20 protein-coding genes are annotated in these 21,781 nt (G+C 37.5%); 17 read left to right on the top strand and 3 right to left on the bottom strand.

Annotated elements, in window-relative coordinates:
* The first annotated feature begins 32 nt into the window (after positions 1–32).
* Genes ispE through AC6F8J_RS10515 form a run of 4 tightly spaced genes read left to right on the top strand, consistent with a single transcriptional unit; the run spans position 33 to position 2,791 of the window.
* The gene (ispE, locus tag AC6F8J_RS10500; RefSeq protein WP_500723197.1) at positions 33–908 is read left to right on the top strand and encodes a 4-(cytidine 5'-diphospho)-2-C-methyl-D-erythritol kinase; all 876 of its coding nucleotides are present in this window, start codon (positions 33–35) and stop codon (positions 906–908) included.
* Positions 909–966: 58 nt separating this feature from the next.
* Positions 967–1,632 (top strand): FCD domain-containing protein, encoded by a 666-nt coding sequence (locus AC6F8J_RS10505; protein WP_500723198.1) that lies wholly within the window; start codon positions 967–969, stop codon positions 1,630–1,632.
* A gap of 55 nt (positions 1,633–1,687) precedes the next feature.
* The gene (locus AC6F8J_RS10510; protein WP_500723200.1) at positions 1,688–2,047 is read left to right on the top strand and encodes an Hpt domain-containing protein; all 360 of its coding nucleotides are present in this window, start codon (positions 1,688–1,690) and stop codon (positions 2,045–2,047) included.
* Positions 2,048–2,080: 33 nt separating this feature from the next.
* Positions 2,081–2,791, top strand: a complete 711-nt coding sequence (locus tag AC6F8J_RS10515; protein WP_500723201.1) for an exonuclease domain-containing protein — start codon at positions 2,081–2,083, stop codon at positions 2,789–2,791.
* Here AC6F8J_RS10515 and AC6F8J_RS10520 read toward each other — a convergent pair.
* Complete coding sequence (locus AC6F8J_RS10520) at positions 2,785–3,429, bottom strand: hypothetical protein (RefSeq protein WP_500723203.1); 645 nt, start codon at positions 3,427–3,429, stop codon at positions 2,785–2,787. The genes AC6F8J_RS10515 and AC6F8J_RS10520 overlap by 7 nt on opposite strands.
* Before the next feature lie 500 nt (positions 3,430–3,929).
* On the opposite strand from AC6F8J_RS10520, the gene trhA reads away from it, so the two are divergent.
* The 13 genes from trhA (at position 3,930) to ilvD (ending at position 20,648) form a co-directional block, all read left to right on the top strand.
* Positions 3,930–4,565 (top strand): PAQR family membrane homeostasis protein TrhA, encoded by a 636-nt coding sequence (trhA, locus tag AC6F8J_RS10525; protein WP_500723204.1) that lies wholly within the window; start codon positions 3,930–3,932, stop codon positions 4,563–4,565.
* A gap of 241 nt (positions 4,566–4,806) precedes the next feature.
* On the top strand, positions 4,807–7,320 hold the full coding sequence (locus AC6F8J_RS10530; protein ID WP_500723205.1) for a DUF2339 domain-containing protein: 2,514 nt from the start codon (positions 4,807–4,809) through the stop codon (positions 7,318–7,320).
* Positions 7,313–8,497 (top strand): hypothetical protein, encoded by a 1,185-nt coding sequence (locus AC6F8J_RS10535; RefSeq protein WP_500723206.1) that lies wholly within the window; start codon positions 7,313–7,315, stop codon positions 8,495–8,497. Before AC6F8J_RS10530 ends, AC6F8J_RS10535 begins: the two co-directional genes overlap by 8 nt.
* A gap of 104 nt (positions 8,498–8,601) precedes the next feature.
* Entirely contained in the window at positions 8,602–9,618 is a 1,017-nt protein-coding gene (locus AC6F8J_RS10540) for a substrate-binding domain-containing protein (RefSeq protein ID WP_500723208.1), read from the top strand.
* A gap of 73 nt (positions 9,619–9,691) precedes the next feature.
* Positions 9,692–11,422 carry a DUF4080 domain-containing protein gene (locus AC6F8J_RS10545; protein ID WP_500723209.1) on the top strand — a complete coding sequence of 577 codons (1,731 nt, stop codon included), beginning with the start codon at positions 9,692–9,694 and terminating at the stop codon, positions 11,420–11,422.
* A gap of 35 nt (positions 11,423–11,457) precedes the next feature.
* Entirely contained in the window at positions 11,458–12,120 is a 663-nt protein-coding gene (gene nth / locus AC6F8J_RS10550) for an endonuclease III (protein WP_500723210.1), read from the top strand.
* The gene (udk, locus tag AC6F8J_RS10555) at positions 12,120–12,740 is read left to right on the top strand and encodes a uridine kinase (RefSeq protein ID WP_500723211.1); all 621 of its coding nucleotides are present in this window, start codon (positions 12,120–12,122) and stop codon (positions 12,738–12,740) included. The genes nth and udk overlap by 1 nt, the downstream gene beginning before the upstream one ends.
* 23 nt (positions 12,741–12,763) lie before the next feature.
* The gene (locus AC6F8J_RS10560; protein WP_500723213.1) at positions 12,764–13,732 is read left to right on the top strand and encodes an L-lactate dehydrogenase; all 969 of its coding nucleotides are present in this window, start codon (positions 12,764–12,766) and stop codon (positions 13,730–13,732) included.
* A gap of 202 nt (positions 13,733–13,934) precedes the next feature.
* Positions 13,935–16,061 (top strand): alpha amylase N-terminal ig-like domain-containing protein, encoded by a 2,127-nt coding sequence (locus AC6F8J_RS10565; protein WP_500723214.1) that lies wholly within the window; start codon positions 13,935–13,937, stop codon positions 16,059–16,061.
* 84 nt (positions 16,062–16,145) lie between these two features.
* Entirely contained in the window at positions 16,146–16,697 is a 552-nt protein-coding gene (locus AC6F8J_RS10570; protein WP_500723216.1) for a chromate transporter, read from the top strand.
* 11 nt (positions 16,698–16,708) lie between these two features.
* Positions 16,709–17,245 carry a chromate transporter gene (locus tag AC6F8J_RS10575; protein WP_500723217.1) on the top strand — a complete coding sequence of 179 codons (537 nt, stop codon included), beginning with the start codon at positions 16,709–16,711 and terminating at the stop codon, positions 17,243–17,245.
* Positions 17,246–17,301: 56 nt separating this feature from the next.
* Entirely contained in the window at positions 17,302–18,897 is a 1,596-nt protein-coding gene (locus AC6F8J_RS10580) for a FapA family protein (protein WP_500723219.1), read from the top strand.
* 68 nt (positions 18,898–18,965) lie between these two features.
* Positions 18,966–20,648, top strand: coding sequence for a dihydroxy-acid dehydratase (gene ilvD, locus AC6F8J_RS10585; protein WP_500723221.1), 1,683 nt, complete (start codon positions 18,966–18,968; stop codon positions 20,646–20,648).
* An 87-nt stretch (positions 20,649–20,735) separates the two neighbouring features.
* Here the strand turns inward: ilvD and AC6F8J_RS10590 are convergent, their stop codons facing one another.
* Complete coding sequence (locus tag AC6F8J_RS10590; RefSeq protein ID WP_500723223.1) at positions 20,736–21,053, bottom strand: AzlD domain-containing protein; 318 nt, start codon at positions 21,051–21,053, stop codon at positions 20,736–20,738.
* Positions 21,050–21,742, bottom strand: a complete 693-nt coding sequence (locus AC6F8J_RS10595) for an AzlC family ABC transporter permease (protein WP_500723224.1) — start codon at positions 21,740–21,742, stop codon at positions 21,050–21,052. The genes AC6F8J_RS10590 and AC6F8J_RS10595 overlap by 4 nt, the downstream gene beginning before the upstream one ends.
* Positions 21,743–21,781 lie beyond the last annotated feature (39 nt).

Here is a 21,781-nt window from a genome sequence, read left to right on the forward strand (position 1 = left end):
TACAAATAAAAATGGACAACAAGCAGGTGCGTATGAAAGAAGTGAAGAAAAAAGCGAGAGCTAAAATCAATCTTGCTTTAGATGTGATTGGTAAAAGAGAAAACGGTTATCATGATGTTCGCATGGTTATGCAGACTATAGAATTACATGATATAATAAGGCTGAAAAAAATCAGATCCAATAAAATACTAATGAAGACAAATCTACCATATTTACCAAGAGATAATAGAAATCTGGTTTACCAAGTGGTTGAATATATGAAGACGTCTTCTAGCATTAAGAGTGGGATTTATATTGACCTTTACAAGATTATTCCCGTAGGCGCCGGTTTGGCCGGTGGTAGTACAGATGCTGCTCAAAGCATTCTTGCTATGAATGAACTATTTGATCTTGGTCTGAACATGGAAAAAATGGAAGAAATAGGCGCTAAATTCGGCGCCGATATACCGTACTGCATTCGAGGTGGCACTATGATTGCAGAAGGCATTGGTGAAGTGCTAACACCATTAAAACCGATCATGAAGCTTCATCTGTTAATCGTTAAACCAAAGCAAAGTGTATCAACAGCCTATGTTTATGAGAACCTTGATTTGAGGGCTATAAGTCATCATCCCAGTATAGATGATATGATTAAGGCTATAGAAGCCAATCATCTGGAGAAAATAGTGCAAAACTTGGGAAATGTACTTGAGGAGGTTACTTTTAAAGGTTATCCAGAGGTCCAAAAGATAAAAGAACTCATTTTAAATACTGGAGCACTTGGGGCCTTGATGAGTGGAAGTGGTTCAGCCGTGTTTGGAATCTATTTAAATCAAGAGATGGCCAATCAAGCAGCTAAAAAGTTAAAGCGTCATGAAGCGGTAAAGCAAGTTTTTGTTACAACAACATGTAATGTACAAGAAGGCTAATAAAAGGCTATTGTTAGCTATACTGTAAGAAGGAAGATTGAAAGTGGGGATAAGAATCATGAATACTAGTTTTAAGGTTACAGTTAACGAATATTTACCTCTTAGAGACATTGTTTTTAGCACACTTAGGAAAGCAATACTTAAAGGAGAATTAGCGCCTGGTGAACGTTTGATGGAGAAACAACTGGCCGAAAAAATGGGTGTGAGTCGTACACCAATAAGGGAAGCTATTAGGAAGCTAGAGTTGGAAGGTTTGGTCATTATGATACCTAGAAAAGGTGCTGAAGTGGCTAAAATAACAGAGCAAGACATTAAAAATGTCCTTGAAGTGAGGGCGGCACTTGAGAGTTTGGCGGTCAAGTTGGCATGTCAGAAAATGACTGAAGAGGAGATGAAAACACTCCTAAATATTAATGAGGCATTCACTGAAGCGGCACGTGTTATGGATGTGGAAATGGTTATTAAAAAGGACGTTGAATTTCATGATGTAATCTACCACTCAACAAATAATGAAAAGTTAGTTCAGATGATTAATAATCTGAGAGAACAGATTTATAGATTTAGAGTAGAGTATATTCGCCAAATGAGTGATTTTGAGACACTGATTGATGAGCACGAAGAAATTGTCAAATCAATCATGGAAAAAAATGGTATAGAAGCTCAAGAAATAGCAGCTAGACATATTGAAAATCAAGAAAAAGCGGTAATCAGTAGAATTCAATAATATTTGGAATGAAAATAAGAGATAATTTTTGTGTCAGATATTGAGGGGTGGCGCTATGGTTAGTAAAAAAATGAACTTAGATGTTGCATTAACCCATTTGGGAGGTTCTAAGTCTCTATTTGAGACATTAATTAGCGGATTTTACAACCAGTACAGCCATGTAGATGAAGATATAAAGAAACTTTTAGATGCGGGTAAGCTAGAAGAAGCACGTCTTTTGGCCCATAGTATTAAAGGCCTAAGTGGTAACTTAGGTGCAGCGGAACTGGTAGGAAAAGCCAAAGCATTAGAAGTATCTATTGAAGCGAATTTGGAAACGAGGACAAGGGATTTAAAAGATTTTTCCATTGCATTAAAAGAAGTCTTAGAGGAAATCTTGAGTTTATTAGAAGTGGTGGATACCACCTTTAGTTAATGGACATAAAGTTGAGAGGAAGCATAAAAAAGTATGAAAGACTATATTGTACTAGACATAGAGACGACAGGTATGCATCCTGATTTTGCAAGAATAACAGAGATTGGTGCGGCCAAAGTCATAGATGATCAGATTACAGCCACTTTTAATATGTTGATTAATCCGGAAGTGTCCATACCTGAAAACATTACCAATCTGACCGGTATCACCAATGAGATGGTTGTTGAGGCACCACGAATCAACCAAGTTATGCCAATGTTTTTATCTTTTTGTGAAGATTTGCCAATTGTAGGACACAATATACCCTTTGATTTTTCATTTCTCAAAACAAACGCTATGCGGCTTAACCTGCATTTTGAAAAAAAAGCATTGGATACTTTGGTATTGGCAAGACAGTATATGGACCATCAACACAGTTATTGTTTAAGCCATCTTCTAAAGATTTGTTCGATTAATAGAAAAAAAGCCCATAGGGCTTTGGATGATGCACTTGCGACCCATGAGCTGTTTCAAATCATTAAGTATAAATATATGGATAAGAGTAGTAGAATTGAACTCAAGCCGAATCCTCTACTATGGAAGCCGAAAAAACAATCACCGATGACAGAAAAACAAAGAAAATTCTTGTTAAACTTGATGCGTCAACATAAAGTGGCTTTAGATTTTGACTTGGATGCATTGACAAAAAGTGAAGCAAGTCAAAAAATTGATGGTTTGATCGGTCAATATGGTAAAGGTTATTGATTTATATCTTTGCCAAGTTTGATTTGATCCAATTCTTTTATAAGTTGATTTTTAGTCAAAGTGTTAAGATTCATGGCGCGTTCATAAAGATTTGTTAAAGCCTTTTCTTGTTGATGCGCCTTATAGATGGTGGCAAGTAGTGTATAATTGCCTCTGATATCTGTATCTACAGCAATACCTTCTTCAAGGTAGTGTTTTGCCAAGTCTTCTTGGCCGACTGCAATGAGTCCTTTAGCCAGTAAGTATAGAGTTTTAATATATTGAACGTAGTTGTTTTCATAAGCTTCAACTGTAGTAATTGTAGCGGTGCCGAATTGAAGTCTCACATCTGCGTTATCTAGATTTTGAAAATTGACCATTGGTTTTTGGGACAGATCAAAAAGATACATTTGTTGACGATAGAGATCTGGTGCTTGTATGCGATCAAAAAAAGTTTGATCCTTCATATTTTTTTCAGACAAGGAAGTTTGTATATAGTTATTAGGCTCTAAATCGCGTTTTCTTACTACGAGGGAAGAAGCTTCTTTTTTCCAGAATGCATCACGGGCAGCATCTTCGATTTTTGAGTTCTTTCGAAGGTGATGTCTGAAGATGAAAATGCCAATAAGAAACCAAACAAATAGAATGGGAAAAGCCATATCATCATATCCTTTCTTGTATTTTTCTTGTTCTCTATGAAAGTCTATGCTATGTTAATGTGTTGAAGCTTCGCCTCTTTGTTCCCGTGAACAATTAGCAAGTACAATGAAGCAAGGCCATTTTGTTTTACTTGAGATTATTTGCTATTTCCATTATAATATAGTTATTGATTAAAGTGAACAGTCAAAGTCCGTTAATTATAAACGCATTAGAATTGGAGTGAATAGAATGTTTTTTCAGAACCGAAAATTAGTTAAAAAAGTGAGTATTGTGGTGTCCTTAGTTATCGTATTAAGCATGGTGCTTTCGGCCGTTGCATCTTACTTGTAAATCATCTTGGAAGTTAAGTCATGATGATAGGACTATGAATGAATACATCTAGCCATGGATAATTATCCAAGGTAGGATGTATTTTTTTTCTTGCAATACCAGGCATCTTATGATAATATATCAATACAACAACACATAGTAAACGATACTACATAGGAGGTATGATAATATGAAAGTCAAAGATCCAATAAGTGCATTAACTCACTTAATAGGTGCTGTGTTGGCTTGTATAGCCGCAGGCACTTTAATCATAAAAGCAATTGAAGTCGGATCCATGACATATTTAATTGCATTTACTATATTTGGATTAAGCCTTATTCTGCTTTATACAGCCAGTACGGTCTACCATATTATTGATCAACCGGAAAACTTAAGAAGAAAGTACAAACGTATAGACCACATGATGATTTTTGTTTTAATTGCAGGTACATATACACCAATTTGCTTAATTTCACTTAAAGGAACACTGGGTATCACTTTGCTAGTGATTATATGGGGTATTGCTATAGCCGGTATTATTATGAAAGCTTTCTGGTTAGATGCACCAAGATGGTTAACCACAGGTATGTACCTCCTAATGGGTTGGCTCGTAATTGTAGCCATCTATCCTGTCTTTAAAGCTATGCCCCAAGAAGGATTTAGATGGTTGGTTGCTGGTGGCATCACATATACCATAGGTGGCATCATCTACGGTCTTAAGTGGCCACTAAAGCATCGTAAGTGGTTTGGATTTCATGAGTTGTTTCATCTTTTCGTCATGGGTGGCAGTGCATGTCACTATGTACTGATGATGGGATACGTTTAAAAAAGTATTTTTGATTTATGTTGAAGGAAGACGCATATTCAATGACTATGAAATCTCTAAGGAAGAAATGCCTTAGAGATTTTATTTTTATGTATTTTTTATAAAGAATACAAGAATCCTAAAAAGCCTTGAGTCAAGACAAACTGGTATTTACCAATGCTATATGGTAAAATTATCTGATGTCAGAAATAGAAAAATACTTGAAAATCAGAATGACTAAGAATGATAGAGGGGTTAGAGTATGGGAACAAGACAGAGTTTGAGGGATATAGTAACAAGACAAAAAGAAGTTTTGATTCAGCTTGAAGCAGAATGTCATGCAATCGAAAATAGTGATGTAGCTCGAGAAAATGCGATGCTAAGATCTGAACTGAATCAATTCAAAATAGATTATGAAAAAACAAGGATGAAGGCATCCGCACTTGAAGAGGAGAATGTAGGACTGAAAAATGCATTATATGAGCAAATTTATAATGAAAAGATTAAAATTGTAAATACCACAGTTCAAAAACTGGATGTATATTTCAAAGCCAATATAAAGGGAGAACAAAACAGGCTCACAAGTCTAGAAAATGGTGTCCAATCAAGAGTAAATGATATCACAAAAACCTTGCGGCGATATAATATCGATGCAAAAGATGAAATCTATATACGACTTGGTGAATTAACGGCCCTGCTTAATGAAAAAGTGACAATGGCCCGGGCGAAGCTGGCTCATACCCACTCGGCTTTTTCTGAAGCTGAGAGAATGGAGATTGAGGCGCTTAAGCGTGAACAAATTACAGACGAACAAGTGCGTGTCGTGGCTAAGAAGAATAATATTGAAAGATTTGTTGGACTTAACTTACTCAACGCAGTTGGTATATTTCTCATTATCATAGGCGTGATTACTGCCGCACGTTTCACATACGTTCAATTGCCCGAATTATTAAAAGGCATAATGATGTTTGTACTAGGTGCGTCTATGTTGACGGTTGGAGAGTTCTTGAACAGAAGAAAACCAAATATTTTTTCTCTGGGCATAACGGCCGGAGGTGTTGGTGTATTATATGTGGCACTGGCAACAAGCTATTTTGGACTATCAATCCTTGATATGTACCCCGCTATAGCCGTCTGCATATTAATCACTGCAGTAGCTTTTGTTCTGTCTAACCGTTATAATTCACAAACAATCATGGTATTTGCACTAATCGGTGGGTACCTACCAATGTTCTCTATCGGTTCGGAGATAGCTATTATTTATGGTGCCATGATATATTTTGTGGCTCTCAACTTACTGGCCCTTATGGTAGCATTTGGTAAAAAGTGGCGTATACCTTCATTTATTGGATTGGCTTTAAATATAATCGGCACCATATACATTTGTTTTAATTTTGCATACGGCTCGACACGTGTAGAAAAAACCATAGTCATACTCTACGTACTCTTTGCCTTTCTTATTTACACATTCATACCAATCATCAGTACATATCGTACAAATGGTAAGTTTAGAAAATCGGATGTGGTGCTCCTTGGGGTAAACACATTTTTCAGTAGTATGATTATGTATGGCGTATTTTACATGTTTGACTTAGTCGATTATAATGGCGCACTTGCGATTGCTTTTGCCACGATTTATTTGCTTCTAGGCAGACTGATTGAGAAAAAATTTACTGGCGAAGAAAGAAATACAAAAGCCTTGTTTTACTTAACGGGACTTGCTTTCGTTGTGCTAATCATACCCCTTCAATTTGGGCGAGCTTGGTTATCCCTAGGATGGCTTGCTGAAGGCGTTGTACTCTCAGTGTATGGTATTTTACACAATGAGAAAATCTTTAAGCGCTCAGGACTTATTATAAGTGGCTTGTGTTTATTTGCTTTTTTGTGGTTTGACTATGTTTGGAGAATAGATCATTTGTTTGCTTATAAATACCTAGCAATGACCCTTGGCAGTTTGATGATATTAGGCTCATACATGTACAAAAAAATGATGTCAAGTGGTTTTGTAACCATTTACAAGTACTTTGTACTTGCAAATATTTGGTTTTATACGCTCTATATCATTGAGGAATTGAAGAATATGCTACTTAACATTTATGGGAATGCAGGTATCTATAACATAGATTATTTAATGGGTGCATTGGCAATCGTCAGCACATTTTTGATTGCTTATGCCTTGCCGAGAATAAAGATGTTGTCTGATCTAGGTACCAAAATAATCTCTATGATTCTATATATTGTTGGCGTTCTTTGGTTATTTGCACTTAATGCTGTTTATAACCTAATCCTTACATCTGAATTCGGTTCACTTGGCATGACTTTTATCGGAAGCTTGCTACTTGTTGTTGTCGGAATAATCTCTTTACTTGCTATACGGGATTTGATGAAACTTATAGTAATGGGGAGAAAATTAGGCATCGAGTGGTACCCATTAATGATTTCAGGGTATTTTGTTCTCATCCTGACTCAAAATTTGATCACACAATATAACTTGTCTTTTTCAAGTGCAGCCATCACTATTATCTACGTTTTGACAGCCCTTGCTTGGATTGTCTTTGGATTTATGAAGCGGTATTCCTTTATACGGAAGTTCGGCCTTGGAATAGCTATCTTTACAGTGATTAAATTATTCTTGTTGGATTTATCGAGCCTAACACAAGGTTATAAAATTCTCTCTTACTTTGCACTTGGGGTTACGCTTGTCGCAATATCATTTGTGTATCAGTATTTTAGTAAGCGCTTAGAACTAAAAGAGGAGGTATCTGCTGATGTATAGGCGAATAATGAGTGTAGCTGTACTGTTACTATTTTTCAGTACAAGTACTGTATTAGCCCATGTAGCAACGATTCAGATTAAGGGTGAAAATAAATATAAGGCGGTTAGACTTACACCGGAGATTTATAATACGGCAAACAAGGATTTGTCGGATCTCTTAATTAAAAACAGTTCGGGTGAAGCTGTTCCTTATTTTCTTAATACCGGATTTCAAACGCTAAATACTGACAGGGAAACTTACCCAATGGCTTTGATTCATTCATATACAAAGGATAACAGCTTTTATTTTGATTATAAGCTCGCCACAGAAAGAGAATGGGACACTCTTGCAACATCCATTGAGGTTTCAACGGGTAACACGAACTTTGCAAAGATTGTAGATGTCTATGGCAGCCATGATAACCTTCATTGGGCCTTTGTAACCAATGACAAGTTCTATGCCATTGATGATATATCAAAGTTAAATATAGAATTTAGTGAAGCGAATAAGTACACCTACTATCGATTTAAACTTGCTAATAATCTGGAAGAAATTTCTTTTGATACAGTAGATCTGGTTTACAGTATGAATGCTAGAGAGAATAACTATTTTATAGAAAGTATGACGCCTGTATTTCATATTGAAGAGAAAGATCAAAGGACATATATAAAAATACAAGGATTAAGGAATCTAAGACTTTGCGATGTTACAATTGAGACAGACAGCATGTTTAAGCGAAGGGTAAGTTTACCTCTTTCATCCGGCAAGGTGATATACAATCTATCGGTATACGACACTTCTTATTCAGATACAACCCTACCCCTTGATGGACAGATTTCGCAGGAAGACATGTTTACTATAATTATTATCAATAATGATGATAAGCCAATTCATATTAAAGGTATTACAGTAAGGTATTACGCAGACGAAGTGGTATTTGAGGGGATTTCAAATGAAAGTTACACCCTTGATTTTGGATTGGATGCTACAAAGACCTCACCTGTGTATGATATTGTAAGTTATAAAGAAGAAATATTAAAAGGCACCATTGACCAAGTCTCCATTAGTAATATAACCTATGATGAGATAGAAGAAATACCGGTAAAGTGGGATTACAAGTTTATTTTCAATATTGTGGTCATTGTAACGACTGTATTATTAGGCGGTTTAATAGTGGCTCGCTTAAAACATAAATAAGAATATCCGTTATAGGCTTTTTAGGGTAGGTGCAAAGCTTGACAAATCATATACACTATATTATAAAGGTATTAACAAACTCGCAAAATAAAGGTGGAACAGATATGAATATATATGATGTAGCCAAGTTGTCAAATGTCTCAATAGCGACTGTTTCAAGGGTCATAAATAACAAACCGGGCGTTAGTACCGCCGCTAGGGATAGGGTACTTAAAGCGATTGAAGAAACCGGTTTTAGACCCAACCAGATTGCTAAAAGTCTGACAAACAATAAAACCAATATTCTAGGTATTGTTATGCCTGGGATGAATAATTACTATAGTGATCGAATAGACGCCATTAATAAGGTTTGTAAACAACGTGGCTACGGATTGATGATTACGGCCAACTATAAGGACAACAATTCAACAGAGGAAGATATTGCCAATTTTAATCTTTTGTACGAAAAAAGAGTAGATGGCATTATTTATTTTCCAACCAATGTTATGCAGGAACATATTGATGCTATTAAACGTATTCGTAAAAAGATGCCTGTGGTCATAACAGATAAAGAAATAAGAGATCTTAGGTTACCTTGTGTAATCCAAGATTTTGTATCACCCACTCAAGAGGTTGTTGATTATTATATTCAAAAGAAGCACAAAAGGATTGCTTTTATAAAAGGTTCATCCTATGACAGGTCAAATACAACACGTCATGAAGCCTATAAGACGGCTTTGGCAGAAGCGGGTCTAACCTATGATGAGGCGCTTGTTGCCGAAGGCGCTTACTCCGTTGATTCAGGCTATGCGGCGATGATGGAAATCATATTGCGCTGTGAAGTTATGCCAACAGCAGTTTTTGCTGCCAATGACCATATGGCGATAGGCGCCATGAAGGCTCTTAAGGAAAAAGGCTTTAGAATACCGATGGAAATAGAAGTTATCGGCTACGATGATATAGAATTTGCCAAGTATGTGACTCCAAGCTTATCGACAGTTAGAGTCAATCAATATGTTATGGGTAAGCTTGCAGCAACGATGCTTATTGATCTGATTGAAGGGGACTTAAAAGACCATCATGAGATGCCCATGGGCTATGAACTCATACATAGAGAAAGTACAAGAAAAGTAACAAGTTAGGTTCATTATTGTGTATAATAGTCTTATAGAATCGAAACAGATATTTATACGACATTTAGAAAGTAAGGTATCCATGAAACATTTATTGATTGGCATTAATGCAAAGTTTATACATTCCAACCTTGCCATACGTTATATACAAGCTTTTGGTAAGAATAAGGGATTAACCATAGATTATTCTGAATATACCATCAACCAATCTATAGACTATATTTTGGATGAAATCATGAAGCAGGAACCGCATCTAATTGGGTTTTCCTGCTATTTGTGGAATATAGAGATTATCGTAAAATTAGTTCAGATGATACGTCAGATACATCCGAAGATGATCATTGTCTTAGGGGGGCCGGAAGTATCTTATAACCCCGCCACATGGATGACGGCTCACTCGGAAATAGATTATATAATCTCAGGGGAAGGTGAGATGCCCATGTTCAACTTACTTACTTGCCTTGAAAAAGATTGGGATGATGGGTTGAAGCAAATAGGTAGTCTAACCTATAGAAGTCAAGGTTTAATTAAGCAGAATCATCAAGAACCACCTATGTCTATGGCGGAGGTTCTGTTTCCCTACAAAGAAGACCTTCTAGGTCTTGAACATAGAATTATCTATTATGAAACTTCAAGAGGATGCCCTTTTAACTGCGAGTATTGCCTATCATCGATTGAAAAAGGTGTACGATTTAGGCCACTTAGCATGGTCTATGAGGAACTCCAGTTCTTCTTAGATCATGGGGTTAGACAGGTAAAATTTGTAGATCGTACTTTTAATGCAAAAAGAAGCCACAGTATGGCTATATGGACCTATTTAAGGGACCATGATAATGGAAAGACAAACTTTCACTTTGAAATCACTGCAGACTTATTGGATGAAGAGGAAATTCTCTTTCTGAAAACCATTCGAGTGGGCTTGTTTCAGTTTGAGATTGGCGTTCAGTCTACCAACTTAGAAACTATTGTGGATATTAATCGACAAACTGATTTTGAAGTCTTAAGAAAGCGGGTACTGGCCTTAAAAGCAAATGGTAACATCCATCTTCATTTGGACTTAATTGCCGGGCTTCCTAAAGAAACCTACCAAGCTTTTGGGAAATCCTTTAATGATGTTATGGCCATTAGACCTGAGCAATTGCAACTAGGGTTTCTTAAAGTGTTGAAAGGCTCTAAAATAGATGAACAACAAGAAACATATGGTATCATTAGTAGAAAACATCCACCTTATGAAGTTCTTAAGACACGAGAAATGGGTTATGAAGACCTTAGAAGGCTTAATGATATAGAAGTGCTGCTTGAGTACTATTACAACAGCGGTCAGTTTTTTTACAGCATTACATATCTAATGGAACAATACGACCATCCTTTTGATTTCTTCGAGGTATTGCGTAAATTCTGGGTAGCAGAAGGGCTATATCATATCAAACATCATAAGATCAAATTTTATGATCTTTTATATCAATTTGGTCAACAGGCATCAAGTGTAAATGAATATTTGCTAGCACAGTGGCTCATTCATGATCTGTGCATGCAAGAGAAGCCTAAGAAATGGCCAAACTTTGTCAATGCAAGAGAAGGATTATCAATAGAAGTAAAGACTTTTTATCAAAGTAAGCATCATTCAAATCACTTATTTAAGGGTTATGAGGATTTTAACACGAAACAAATCATGCGCATGAGCCATGTAGAACAATATGATTTCAACCCCTTATTAGGATCAAATGACAATGGTATTAACTATATTTTTTATAACTATCGATTAAGAGACAAGATGACAGGAAAGGCATTAGCCACTAGAATCAGGTTATAATGCCATATAGGTGACTTATGATTGACAAGAGGAGAATGGAAAGAATATTGGATCAGTTGGATGCGGTTTATGGTAAAGAACATGTCTGCTATTTGAATAATGAAAGTGATTGGCAACTGTTAATCGCAACCCAATTAAGTGCCCAGTGTACAGATGAGCGCGTCAATATGGTCACACCAGCTTTGTTCGAAGAATTTAACTCCATCAAAGCTTTTGCAGAAGCCGATATTTATAATATTGAAAAAGCGATACATTCAACCGGTTTTTATAGAAATAAGGCGAAAAACATCAAAGCCTGTTGCCAGCTGCTTCTCACAGAGCATAATGGTAAGGTTCCGGTTGACATCGATGCGCTAACTCAGTTGCCGGGGGTTGGTAGGAAAACGGCTAATGTTGTACTGGGACATAAATACAATGTACCGGCAATCGTTGTGGATACCCATGTAAAAAGGATATCCAATAAACTAGGATTTACAGAGTTAGCCGACCCCGTTAAAATAGAGTTTGATTTAATGGAAAAAATACCAAAAGGACATTGGCTCAGATACAATACACAGATTATTGCCCATGGTCGTACCTTGTGTACAGCCCGTTCACCAAAATGTGACCAATGTTTTTTACTCAAAGATTGCCCAGGTGGACTCTATGAGATGTATGATAGAATCATAAAGAACGAAGGATTAAAGGAGAAAGAATGATGAAGCAACCCATCGTGATTGGAATAGCAGGTGGAACAGGGTCGGGAAAAACGACTTTGGTCAATAGACTTAAGGAAATGGTGGGTAATGAGGTGGTTACTCTTACTCATGATTATTATTACAAGGCGAACAAGGATAAATCTTTTGAAGTACGCAGTAAAATGAACTATGACCATCCACATGCCTTTGATACAGATATGTTGGTGACAGACATTATTGCCTTAAAAAAAGGACATGCTATTGAGCATCCTGTTTATGACTTTATGAATCATACAAGAGCCGTGGAAACAGTTCATGTAGAGCCAAAGAGAGTGATTATCGTTGAAGGCATTTTAATTTTTGAGCATAAATCTCTAAGAGAACTTCTAGATATGAAGATATTTGTAGACACAGATCCAGATGTAAGAATTATTAGGCGTCTGGTAAGAGATGTCAAAGAACGGGGTAGAAGCATGGATTCTGTCATCGAGCAGTATCTTACGACTGTCAAGATAATGCATGAAGAATTTGTAGAACCTTCAAAGAAGCACGCAGATATTATCGTGCCAGAAGGTGGTTACAACAAAGTGGCCCTGTCTATGATTAGAGATCGTATCAGAACCTTATTGGTTGAACAATAGTGGGTTAAAAGGAAAGGTGACTTATGAAAATTCAAAGAAATAAAGTGGTTATTATTGGTGCCGGTCAAGTGGGCTCTGCCGTCATGTCAACATTGCTCTCATCAGGCTCCTTAGCGGAGATTGTCATAATTGATAAAAATGAAAAGAAAGCCTACGGGGAAGCTTTAGATGGTTCTCATTCCACGGCTTTTGCCTATAGTCCTAATATTAGAGTAAAACAAGGAAGCTATGAGGATTGTAAAGATGCCAGCATTATTGTTATAACGGCTGGACCAAGTGCCAAGCCAGGTGATGTGGTTGACCGAATTGCTTTGGCACAAAAGAATATTGAAGTGGTAAAAGAAGTCATGGAACAGATTATATCTTACACTATGGATGCCATTATTATCATGGTTTCAAACCCTGTGGACATACTAACCTATTATGCGCAAAATTATTTTGGGTATCCGGTTGAGAAAATATTCGGAACAGGCACCACTTTAGATACGGCCAGGTTTAGGCGAATTCTTGGGCAAAAATATTTAATTGATACAAAAAATGTCCATGGGTATATTCTTGGGGAACATGGGGAAACAGCCTTCGCAGCATGGAGTAGCTCGAACATTGCTGGTGTACCTATTGATGATTTTGACATTACTTATGATGATGTACCACTTAATAAAGAAGCCATAGTTAAAGAAGTGAAAAAAGTCGGCTATGAGATTCTAATGAATAAGGGTTATACAAATATTGGTATTGCTAAGAGTGTGGATCGAATTATTCAAGCTATATTGATTAACGAATTAAGCGTACTCCCTTTATCAACCACTCTGACTGGTGAATATGGTATAGAAGATGTAGCCCTTAGTCTTCCCTGTATTGTCACCAAAGATGGTATTGGTAGACGACTGGAAGTACCCCTTAGTGTCGACGAGACGTCAAAACTGAGGGCTTCAGCTGAGTTCTTAAGAGAAACGTTTAGCAAAACATATAAAGGTCCCGGACCTAAATAGGTAATACGAGGTTGAGCTTATAACGGTTTAGGTAAAGATATAGTAGGAAAAGTTGATAAATAGACCGCTTTCATATACAATATAATAGCGGTTAAAATGAGGAACTTAGTTTTGACATTTTAATTTGCAACCTTATATGTAAAATTGAGACAGGATATAGAACCGAAAGGAGGCTGGATGACATTTATTGTCAGTTAATCTTATGAATATGCATATACCTTATGAACATTTAACAAGAGCACAAAAGTTGTTCTTGTATGTAGAGACTAGACAGCCTATATTAGATGAAAAAGCGATTTTTTCTGATGGCACATCCTTCTACCGAATACCACAAGAACCTACAAGTAAGGATACTATCAAAATACGTATACGAACAGCAAAGAACAATATAGAGCAAGTATGGCTTTGTAGTGAAGAGACGAAGATTCCTATGACAGTAGAGTTTTCGGATGAGCTTTTTGATTACTACTGTGCCCAGATGCCCCCTATTACCAAACTGGTAAAGTACTATTTTGAAATACAAGCTGGTAATTTGAAATGTTACTATAACAAAAGAGGTGTAACAAGAGAAGCGGATGCTTATTATCATTTTATGATTGTACCAAACTTTAAAACGCCGGACTGGGCAAAGGGTGCGGTCATGTACCAGATTTTTGTGGATCGTTTTAATAATGGGGATCCATTGAATGATGTGGTAGATAACGAATACCTGTATGTTGGCAAACTTGCGAAAAAGGTCAATAATTGGATGAAATATCCAAACCCCGACGGTATAAGGGAATTTTATGGGGGTGACTTACAAGGGGTAATAGATAAGTTAGACTATCTTAAAGAATTAGGTGTGGATGTGGTCTATATGAATCCTATATTTGTATCCCCTTCTAATCATAAGTACGACACTCAAGACTATGACAGTGTAGATCCTCATCTTGGCACCATTGTACTGGATGGAGGCAAGGTTCTGGATGAAAACAAACCGGATAATAATAAGGCCACAAAATATATCACCAGAACAACCGAACCGGCTAATATTGAAGCAAGTAATGCTTTATTCATAAAACTGGTTGAAAAAGCCCATGGCCTCGGTATAAAGGTTATATTAGATGGTGTGTTTAATCACTGCGGTTCTTTTAATAAATGGATGGATCGTGAAAAGTTTTATGCTCATGCAAGAAATTATGAAGCAGGTGCCTATACATCGAATGCAAGTCCATATGTGACCTTTTTTCACTTTCACAATCGACAATCTTGGCCGGACAACCCACATTATGACGGTTGGTGGGGTTATGATACTCTACCGAAATTGAACTTTGAAGGTTCGCCAAAGTTGTATCGCTATGTGCTGGAAGTTGCAAAAAAATGGGTGTCACCACCCTTTAATGCAGATGGATGGCGCCTAGATGTAGCCGCTGACCTTGGCTATACGAAAGAATTTAACCATCAGTTTTGGCGTGACTTTAGGAACGTAGTTAAGGGTGCTAATCCAGAAGCCCTTATTTTGGCAGAGCATTATGGCGATCCTAGTGATTGGATTAAAAATGGTGACCAGTGGGATACTGTGATGAATTATGATGCCTTTATGGAGCCGATCACTTGGTTTTTAACGGGAATGGAAAAACATAGTGATGAGTTCCGTGGAGATTTGTTAGGTAATCACAGAGCATTTTTTGATGCTATGACCCATAATATGTCAAGATTTCAAGAACAGTCTCTTCAAGTAGCTATGAATGAGTTGTCAAACCATGATCACAGTCGATTTTTAACAAGAACAAATCATAAGGTGGGTAGAACCCATACCCATGGACCGGAGTCGGCTTCAGAAGGTATCAACTTAGGCATTATGAAAGAAGCCGTTGTTATTCAGATGACTTGGCCAGGTGCTCCAACCATCTATTATGGAGATGAGGCAGGACTTTGCGGATGGACTGACCCGGATAATCGAAGAGCCTATCCTTGGGGGAGAGAAAATAAAGAGCTACTTAATCTTCATAAGTGTCTAATCAGCATGCGAAAAGCTTGCTCAGCCATTAAAACGGGTTCTATCAAATTCCTATATGGTGAGCATATGGTTATTAGTTACGGACGGTTTGATGAGCAGGATAAGATTGTGGTGGTTTGTAACAATGGTAGTGAAGAAAAAGTTGTTAGGATTCCGGTATGGGAGATTGGTATTAGAAATATGGATATATGCCAACAGACTTTAGAAACGACTAAAGATGATTTCTATACAAATGAAGTCAATTATTCCGTTATAAAAGGTCATATTGAGGTGAAACTACTAGCTCATAGTGCTAAAATTATCAAACGAAAGAAAATGGAAAGCCAGTAGTTAGAAAATAAAGATCAGAGCCCCAAGTCATTGATTGGTTATCAAACGTTGACTTGAAGGATTATGACGTGATGAGGTGTACTTATGAAGACTTATCTGGAACTGTTTCTAGCTTTTCTGAAAATTGGTGCGTTCACTTTTGGTGGAGGCTATGCTATGATTCCTTTGATTGAAAAAGAAGTAGTGATTCATAAAAAATGGGTGCATAAAGACGAGATTATGAATCTTTTTTCAATAGCACAGTCTATTCCCGGAGCCATAGCTATTAATACATCTACCTTGATTGGCTATAAAGTTGCCGGACGTCGTGGTGCCATTGCCGCTACGTTGGGTGTGATTTTACCCTCTTTTATTATTATTATTTCGATAGCTACTTTTTTTGGAATGATTGCGGATGCGCCTGCGGTGAAAGCTGTATTTATAGGAATAAATGGTGCTGTGGTTGCCTTGATTCTAGTGGCTGCTAAGAAAATGATAAAAGGTGCCGTAGTAGATGGCATGACTTTGATGATTTTTATGGTGACAGTGCTGTGTGTCACTTTTACAAATCTTAGCCCTATATGGTTTATTATTTTGGGTGGTATTTTAGGCTTTATTTCTTATCGACAAATCCGAGAGAGGAAAAATAGTATATGATTTACTGGGATTTGTTTGTTACGTTTTTTAAAGTTGGTCTCTTTAGTTTTGGTGGCGGTTATGCCATGATACCCCTTATATCCAGTGAAATCCAAAGACATGGATGGTTGCTTGAAAGCGAGTTTGTTCAGATTATCGGTATTGCAGAGATGACACCTGGTCCGATCGCGGTTAATGCGGCTACCTTTGTCGGTTATAAGGTGGGCGGTATCGGAGGATCCGCATTGGCAACTTTTGGTGTAGCCCTTCCTTCTTTGTTAATTGTATTGTTTATATCCTCTTTTTTCTTCAAACATAGTCAAAATATTATTATGAAAAAAGTATTTTACGGTATAAGACCGGTTATCGCAGGCTTAATATTTGCAGCGGCTCTATCCGTAGGAAAAAGTGCTTTGTTTATAAATCATACCCCTGATTTGAATCAGATTAACTTAAAAACCATACTTATTGGCATCCTTGTATTAACTATGGAACTAAAAACGAAAATCCATCCTATCTTGCTCATTATTGGCTCAGGTATTTTAGGATTTATGACGATATTCTTATAGTGTTGACCAACAGACCATTATAAATCAACAACACCCATGACCCTAGGAGGTTGTTTATGAGCAAAATCATATTTGAAGATGATTTTATACAGTTGGAAGAAGAAGACAAGAAAGTATGGATGCGACAAAAGAAAATAGGCATGACCATTATGACATTTAATAATGATGTCGCCACCACTTTGCCAAGACTTAGAATAACGAAGTTCTCGGCACTTAGTGCCGCACTAAGAGATGGTTTGGCAGGTAGGATTGAGGTGGGTGAGTGGTTACCTCTTGTGGACATTCGTATAGCAGGGGATGGCCTTTTTGCTGAGGGCATTATTCTGATGACCCCTTTAGAATATGAAACCTACGATAAGGAACAACTAAAGGGACAAGTCCTCATGGCCTGTAAAGAAGCAAATATTATTTATGGACTTAATATGGCCTTGGATTATAAAAATCTAATGCCTTTAGAAAAAATAAAAATAGCAGAAGGGCGACAACCCATAAATGGAGAAGAGGCCAAGATTAGAATGTACACGATTAGCGAAGTTATTCCCAAAATCGTTGAAACAGGCGGTGTGAATCACTATGAGTTAAGTGTCATCAACCGTGTGAATGAGGGTGAATGGTTAGGTGAAAGATTAGAGCCAACCCCTGGGATACCTGGTATGACAGTGACAGGTCAAGAGATACCCCCAGTTGCAGGTCATCAAGAAGCTTTGGTCTTTGATACCAATTCTGTCATAAGTGTATTGAATGAAGAAGAAGACATCACCACCTTATATGCCAAAAGAACAGGCGCTGTTGTCTATACAGATAACATGATCAGTGTACAAAACGCCATTCGAATCGAGGGTGATGTCGGCTTTGCTACCGGTAATGTAGACTTTGACGGCTTTGTAGAAGTTGTACAAACAGTGGATGATAACTTTACAGTCATTGCCAATGAAAACATACAGATTCTAGGGAAAATGGGTATTGGCGCTGTAGAGATGATTGAAAGCAGAATGGGTGATATATACGTTAAGGGTGGTATTGCAGGCAAACACAAAGCGATAATTAAAGCTAAGAAGAATATTTATACAAAGTTTGCTTCTGATTGTACGATTATCTGTGAAGGTACTGTTCATATAGGATTCTATGCCATGAACTGTGAAATCACAGCCAAAGAAATCATCTTAGAATCTCCATCCAGTAAGATTATTGGCGGTCAGATTCGGGCATCAGTTAAAGTTGAAGCTAGCGAAATAGGGGGACGAGCCGGTATTCATACGAAGATTATGGTAAGTGGTTTTGACCGAGAAAAAATCACAGAAGACTATAATATGCTTAGTAAAGCGGTAGAACTTACTAAAGAAAAGCTGGATAAATATAGAAAAACCTATGAAGCTTTTGGGAAAAGAGAAATCAATCAAAAAGACTATCATGATTATGAGGAAGCTAGACATAAATATATCACCTATAAAAAAAAGCTTGAGAATCTGTATGAGACACAGAAGAATTATATCAGTTATTTACACACAAAAGGCTTGGGAGAAGTCTTTGCAAAAAAATGTATTTATCCCAATGTCCTCATTAAGCTTTTAGATCAACAGATTCTGGTAAATGAGAAGTCAAACCTGCCTGTGCGCTACTATTATGAAGATCATAAAATCAGAGAGATATAACCAATAATTGACAATGATTATCATTTGGTGGATAATAGTGATTAGTAATCAAGAAGGGAATGATGCGTATGTCTACATATAAAGACTTAAGAATAAAAAGTATCGTTATAAGCGAAGGTAGTAACAGAACCCCTAATAGAGCGATGCTTCGTGCAGTGGGTTTTACAGATGAAGATTTTTTGAAACCTATGATTGGGATTGCAAGTACATGGAGTGAAGTGACCCCTTGCAATATGCATCTAGACCAGTTAGCAATATCGGCTAAGAAAGGTGCAAGGGATGGTGGTGGCGCACCGCTAATCTTTAATACGATTACAGTTTCAGACGGTATTGCCATGGGACATGAAGGCATGCGTTACTCTTTGCCGAGTCGAGAAATCATTGCTGATTCCATAGAAACGGTTATGGGAGCTGAACGCTTTGATGGTATCGTTGCCATTGGGGGGTGTGATAAAAATATGCCGGGTTGTATGATAGCCATTGGAAGAATGAATTTACCAGCAGTTTTTGTATATGGTGGTAGCATTCAACCGGGAAAAAATAAAGGTAAAGACATTGATATTGTATCCGCTTTTGAAGCGGTCGGTCGACATAATAAAAATGAGATTAATGATCAGGAACTGCATCAGATTGAATGTAAAGCTTGCCCTGGACCGGGCTCTTGTGGTGGTATGTATACGGCCAATACCATGTCATCGGCTATAGAGGCTATGGGCATGGCTTTGCCAGGTAATGCTTCTAATCCGGCCATAGGTCATTCAAAAGGAAAAGAATGTGAGGAAGCGGGTAAAGCCGTTATTAGACTTCTTGAACAAGATATTCGCCCTAAAGACATTATGACAAAAAAGGCTTTTGAAAATGCCATTACAGTGGTTATGGCACTAGGTGGCTCTACCAATGCTTTTTTGCACCTTATGGCTATGGCACATACTGTTGATGTGGATTTGAACTATGATGATTTTGAGAGAATAAGGAAAAAGGTGCCTCATTTAGCAGATTTAAAGCCGAGTGGTAAATTCGTTATGCAAGATTTAAGTAACGTTGGTGGTGTCCCTGGGGTTATGAAGTTATTGCTTCGTGAGGGGTTGCTTCACGGAGATTGCATGACAGTAACAGGGAAAACCGTAGAAAACAATCTAAAAGACCAACCGGATTTAATAGAAGGACAGAAAGTCATTAGTGCTATAAATCAGCCTCTAAAAAAAGAAGGGGCACTCTATGTATTAAAAGGTAATCTGGCACCGGAGGGTGCAGTATGTAAAATGTCCGGTGTAAGCATTAAGAAGATGCGTGGACCGGCTAAGGTTTTTGATACCGAAGAGGCAGCCATAGAAGCAGTTATGGCGGATAAAATCACAGAAGGTGATGTGGTTGTTATACGTTACCAAGGTCCTAAAGGGGGGCCGGGTATGCCGGAAATGCTTTCCATCAGCGCCATTATTATTGGGAAAGGATTAGGCGGTAAAGTATCCTTGCTCACAGATGGTCGTTATTCCGGCGGTAGTCATGGTTTTGTGGTAGGACACATAGCACCGGAAGCACAAGTAGGCGGACCGATTGCTTTAATTAGAAGTGAAGATATGATTATCATAGATTCAACAAAGGGTGAAATAGCCGTAGAACTTACAGAAGGAGACTTGGAAACACGGCGCCAGGCATGGGTGGCGCCTCCACTTCGATATCAAAGAGGTGTTTTGGCAAAGTATGCTAAGTTGGTAGGTTCCTCAGCAGAAGGGGCTATAACAGATTAAAAGTAAAAACAATGCAAAAAATTAAGAAGACTTCTAATACATAGAACAAGGCAGTGGTCAAAGATGGATACCTTTGGACACTGCTTTTCAAATGAAAACCTTTTGTATCAGCATCATATAGACAAGGGTTCCGCTTATGATACTGAGTAGATTATTTCGTTTCCAAAGATGAAGCAAACCCGTTATGAGAATAGCAATAAAAACAGGAAGACTCCGGACATAGTCTATAGGATTAATATCCTTAAGGCTATAGACGATCAACATACTCATAACGGCAGGGGGTAGATATTTTCCTAGATAAGTAATCCATAAAGGGGTTTTTTGATGCTTTCCAAATAGTATAAATGGAGATATGCGTATAAGATAAGTAACCAGTGCCATTACAAGAATCAGAATAAAGGTCATGGTTGCACCTCCATAGATTCAATAAGAGATTTACTTCCCATTAGTCCCACTAATATCATAATCATGGCAGGTAAAATCATATTGCTTGGACCAAAGATCATGACGGCGAGGAGAGAAGACCCAAGACCAATCAAGGAGGGACGATGATCTTTGTAGCCTAACCATTGCTCGATGAAGATAACAACAAACAAAGCGGTCATGGCAAACTCAATACCGGTTGTATCAAAAACAAGCCAAGAACCGATGAGATAACCTATAAGTGTACCGCTAATCCAATAAAGTTGGTTAAGAAAGGAGACTGCAAAAAATAGGTTCTCTTGATCCACATCCTCTTTTAATGCAATGGCACAGAGTAAGGAGTAAGTTTCATCAGTTAACGCAAAAATCATATAGTGTTTTTTAATACCAAAAGTCTTGAAGAGATCGATAAAAGAAAGACCATAAAATAAATGACGTATATTAACAAACAATGTAATCATCGCCACCTGTATGATACTGATGGGATTGACCAAAAGTTGTATGGCCAAAAATTGCATGGCGCCTGCATAAACTAGAACGCTCATGAGTAGAGCCACCCAAAGATCTAGGTCTGACTTAACAACCAGTAGACCAAAAGCAATGCCCACAGAGATATAGCCAAGAAGCACCGGTATGGTCAATGGAAACGCAGATCTAAAAACACGTTTCATAATACACCCCCTAAAATTAATCCTCTCAAGATTACCATG

The sequence above is a fragment of the Petrocella sp. genome, from assembly GCF_059865615.1.

What these genes read in the sequence shown, in the direction of transcription:
- ispE (WP_500723197.1), top strand. Translation starts at nt 33, where the DNA reads ATGAAAGAAGTGAAGAAAAAAGCGAGAGCTAAAATCAATCTTGCTTTA.
- AC6F8J_RS10505 (WP_500723198.1), top strand. Translation starts at nt 967, where the DNA reads ATGAATACTAGTTTTAAGGTTACAGTTAACGAATATTTACCTCTTAGA.
- AC6F8J_RS10510 (WP_500723200.1), top strand. Translation starts at nt 1,688, where the DNA reads ATGGTTAGTAAAAAAATGAACTTAGATGTTGCATTAACCCATTTGGGA.
- AC6F8J_RS10515 (WP_500723201.1), top strand. Translation starts at nt 2,081, where the DNA reads ATGAAAGACTATATTGTACTAGACATAGAGACGACAGGTATGCATCCT.
- AC6F8J_RS10520 (WP_500723203.1), bottom strand. Translation starts at nt 3,429, where the DNA reads ATGGCTTTTCCCATTCTATTTGTTTGGTTTCTTATTGGCATTTTCATC.
- trhA (WP_500723204.1), top strand. Translation starts at nt 3,930, where the DNA reads ATGAAAGTCAAAGATCCAATAAGTGCATTAACTCACTTAATAGGTGCT.
- AC6F8J_RS10530 (WP_500723205.1), top strand. Translation starts at nt 4,807, where the DNA reads ATGGGAACAAGACAGAGTTTGAGGGATATAGTAACAAGACAAAAAGAA.
- AC6F8J_RS10535 (WP_500723206.1), top strand. Translation starts at nt 7,313, where the DNA reads ATGTATAGGCGAATAATGAGTGTAGCTGTACTGTTACTATTTTTCAGT.
- AC6F8J_RS10540 (WP_500723208.1), top strand. Translation starts at nt 8,602, where the DNA reads ATGAATATATATGATGTAGCCAAGTTGTCAAATGTCTCAATAGCGACT.
- AC6F8J_RS10545 (WP_500723209.1), top strand. Translation starts at nt 9,692, where the DNA reads ATGAAACATTTATTGATTGGCATTAATGCAAAGTTTATACATTCCAAC.
- nth (WP_500723210.1), top strand. Translation starts at nt 11,458, where the DNA reads ATGGAAAGAATATTGGATCAGTTGGATGCGGTTTATGGTAAAGAACAT.
- udk (WP_500723211.1), top strand. Translation starts at nt 12,120, where the DNA reads ATGAAGCAACCCATCGTGATTGGAATAGCAGGTGGAACAGGGTCGGGA.
- AC6F8J_RS10560 (WP_500723213.1), top strand. Translation starts at nt 12,764, where the DNA reads ATGAAAATTCAAAGAAATAAAGTGGTTATTATTGGTGCCGGTCAAGTG.
- AC6F8J_RS10565 (WP_500723214.1), top strand. Translation starts at nt 13,935, where the DNA reads ATGAATATGCATATACCTTATGAACATTTAACAAGAGCACAAAAGTTG.
- AC6F8J_RS10570 (WP_500723216.1), top strand. Translation starts at nt 16,146, where the DNA reads ATGAAGACTTATCTGGAACTGTTTCTAGCTTTTCTGAAAATTGGTGCG.
- AC6F8J_RS10580 (WP_500723219.1), top strand. Translation starts at nt 17,302, where the DNA reads ATGAGCAAAATCATATTTGAAGATGATTTTATACAGTTGGAAGAAGAA.
- ilvD (WP_500723221.1), top strand. Translation starts at nt 18,966, where the DNA reads ATGTCTACATATAAAGACTTAAGAATAAAAAGTATCGTTATAAGCGAA.
- AC6F8J_RS10590 (WP_500723223.1), bottom strand. Translation starts at nt 21,053, where the DNA reads ATGACCTTTATTCTGATTCTTGTAATGGCACTGGTTACTTATCTTATA.
- AC6F8J_RS10595 (WP_500723224.1), bottom strand. Translation starts at nt 21,742, where the DNA reads ATGAAACGTGTTTTTAGATCTGCGTTTCCATTGACCATACCGGTGCTT.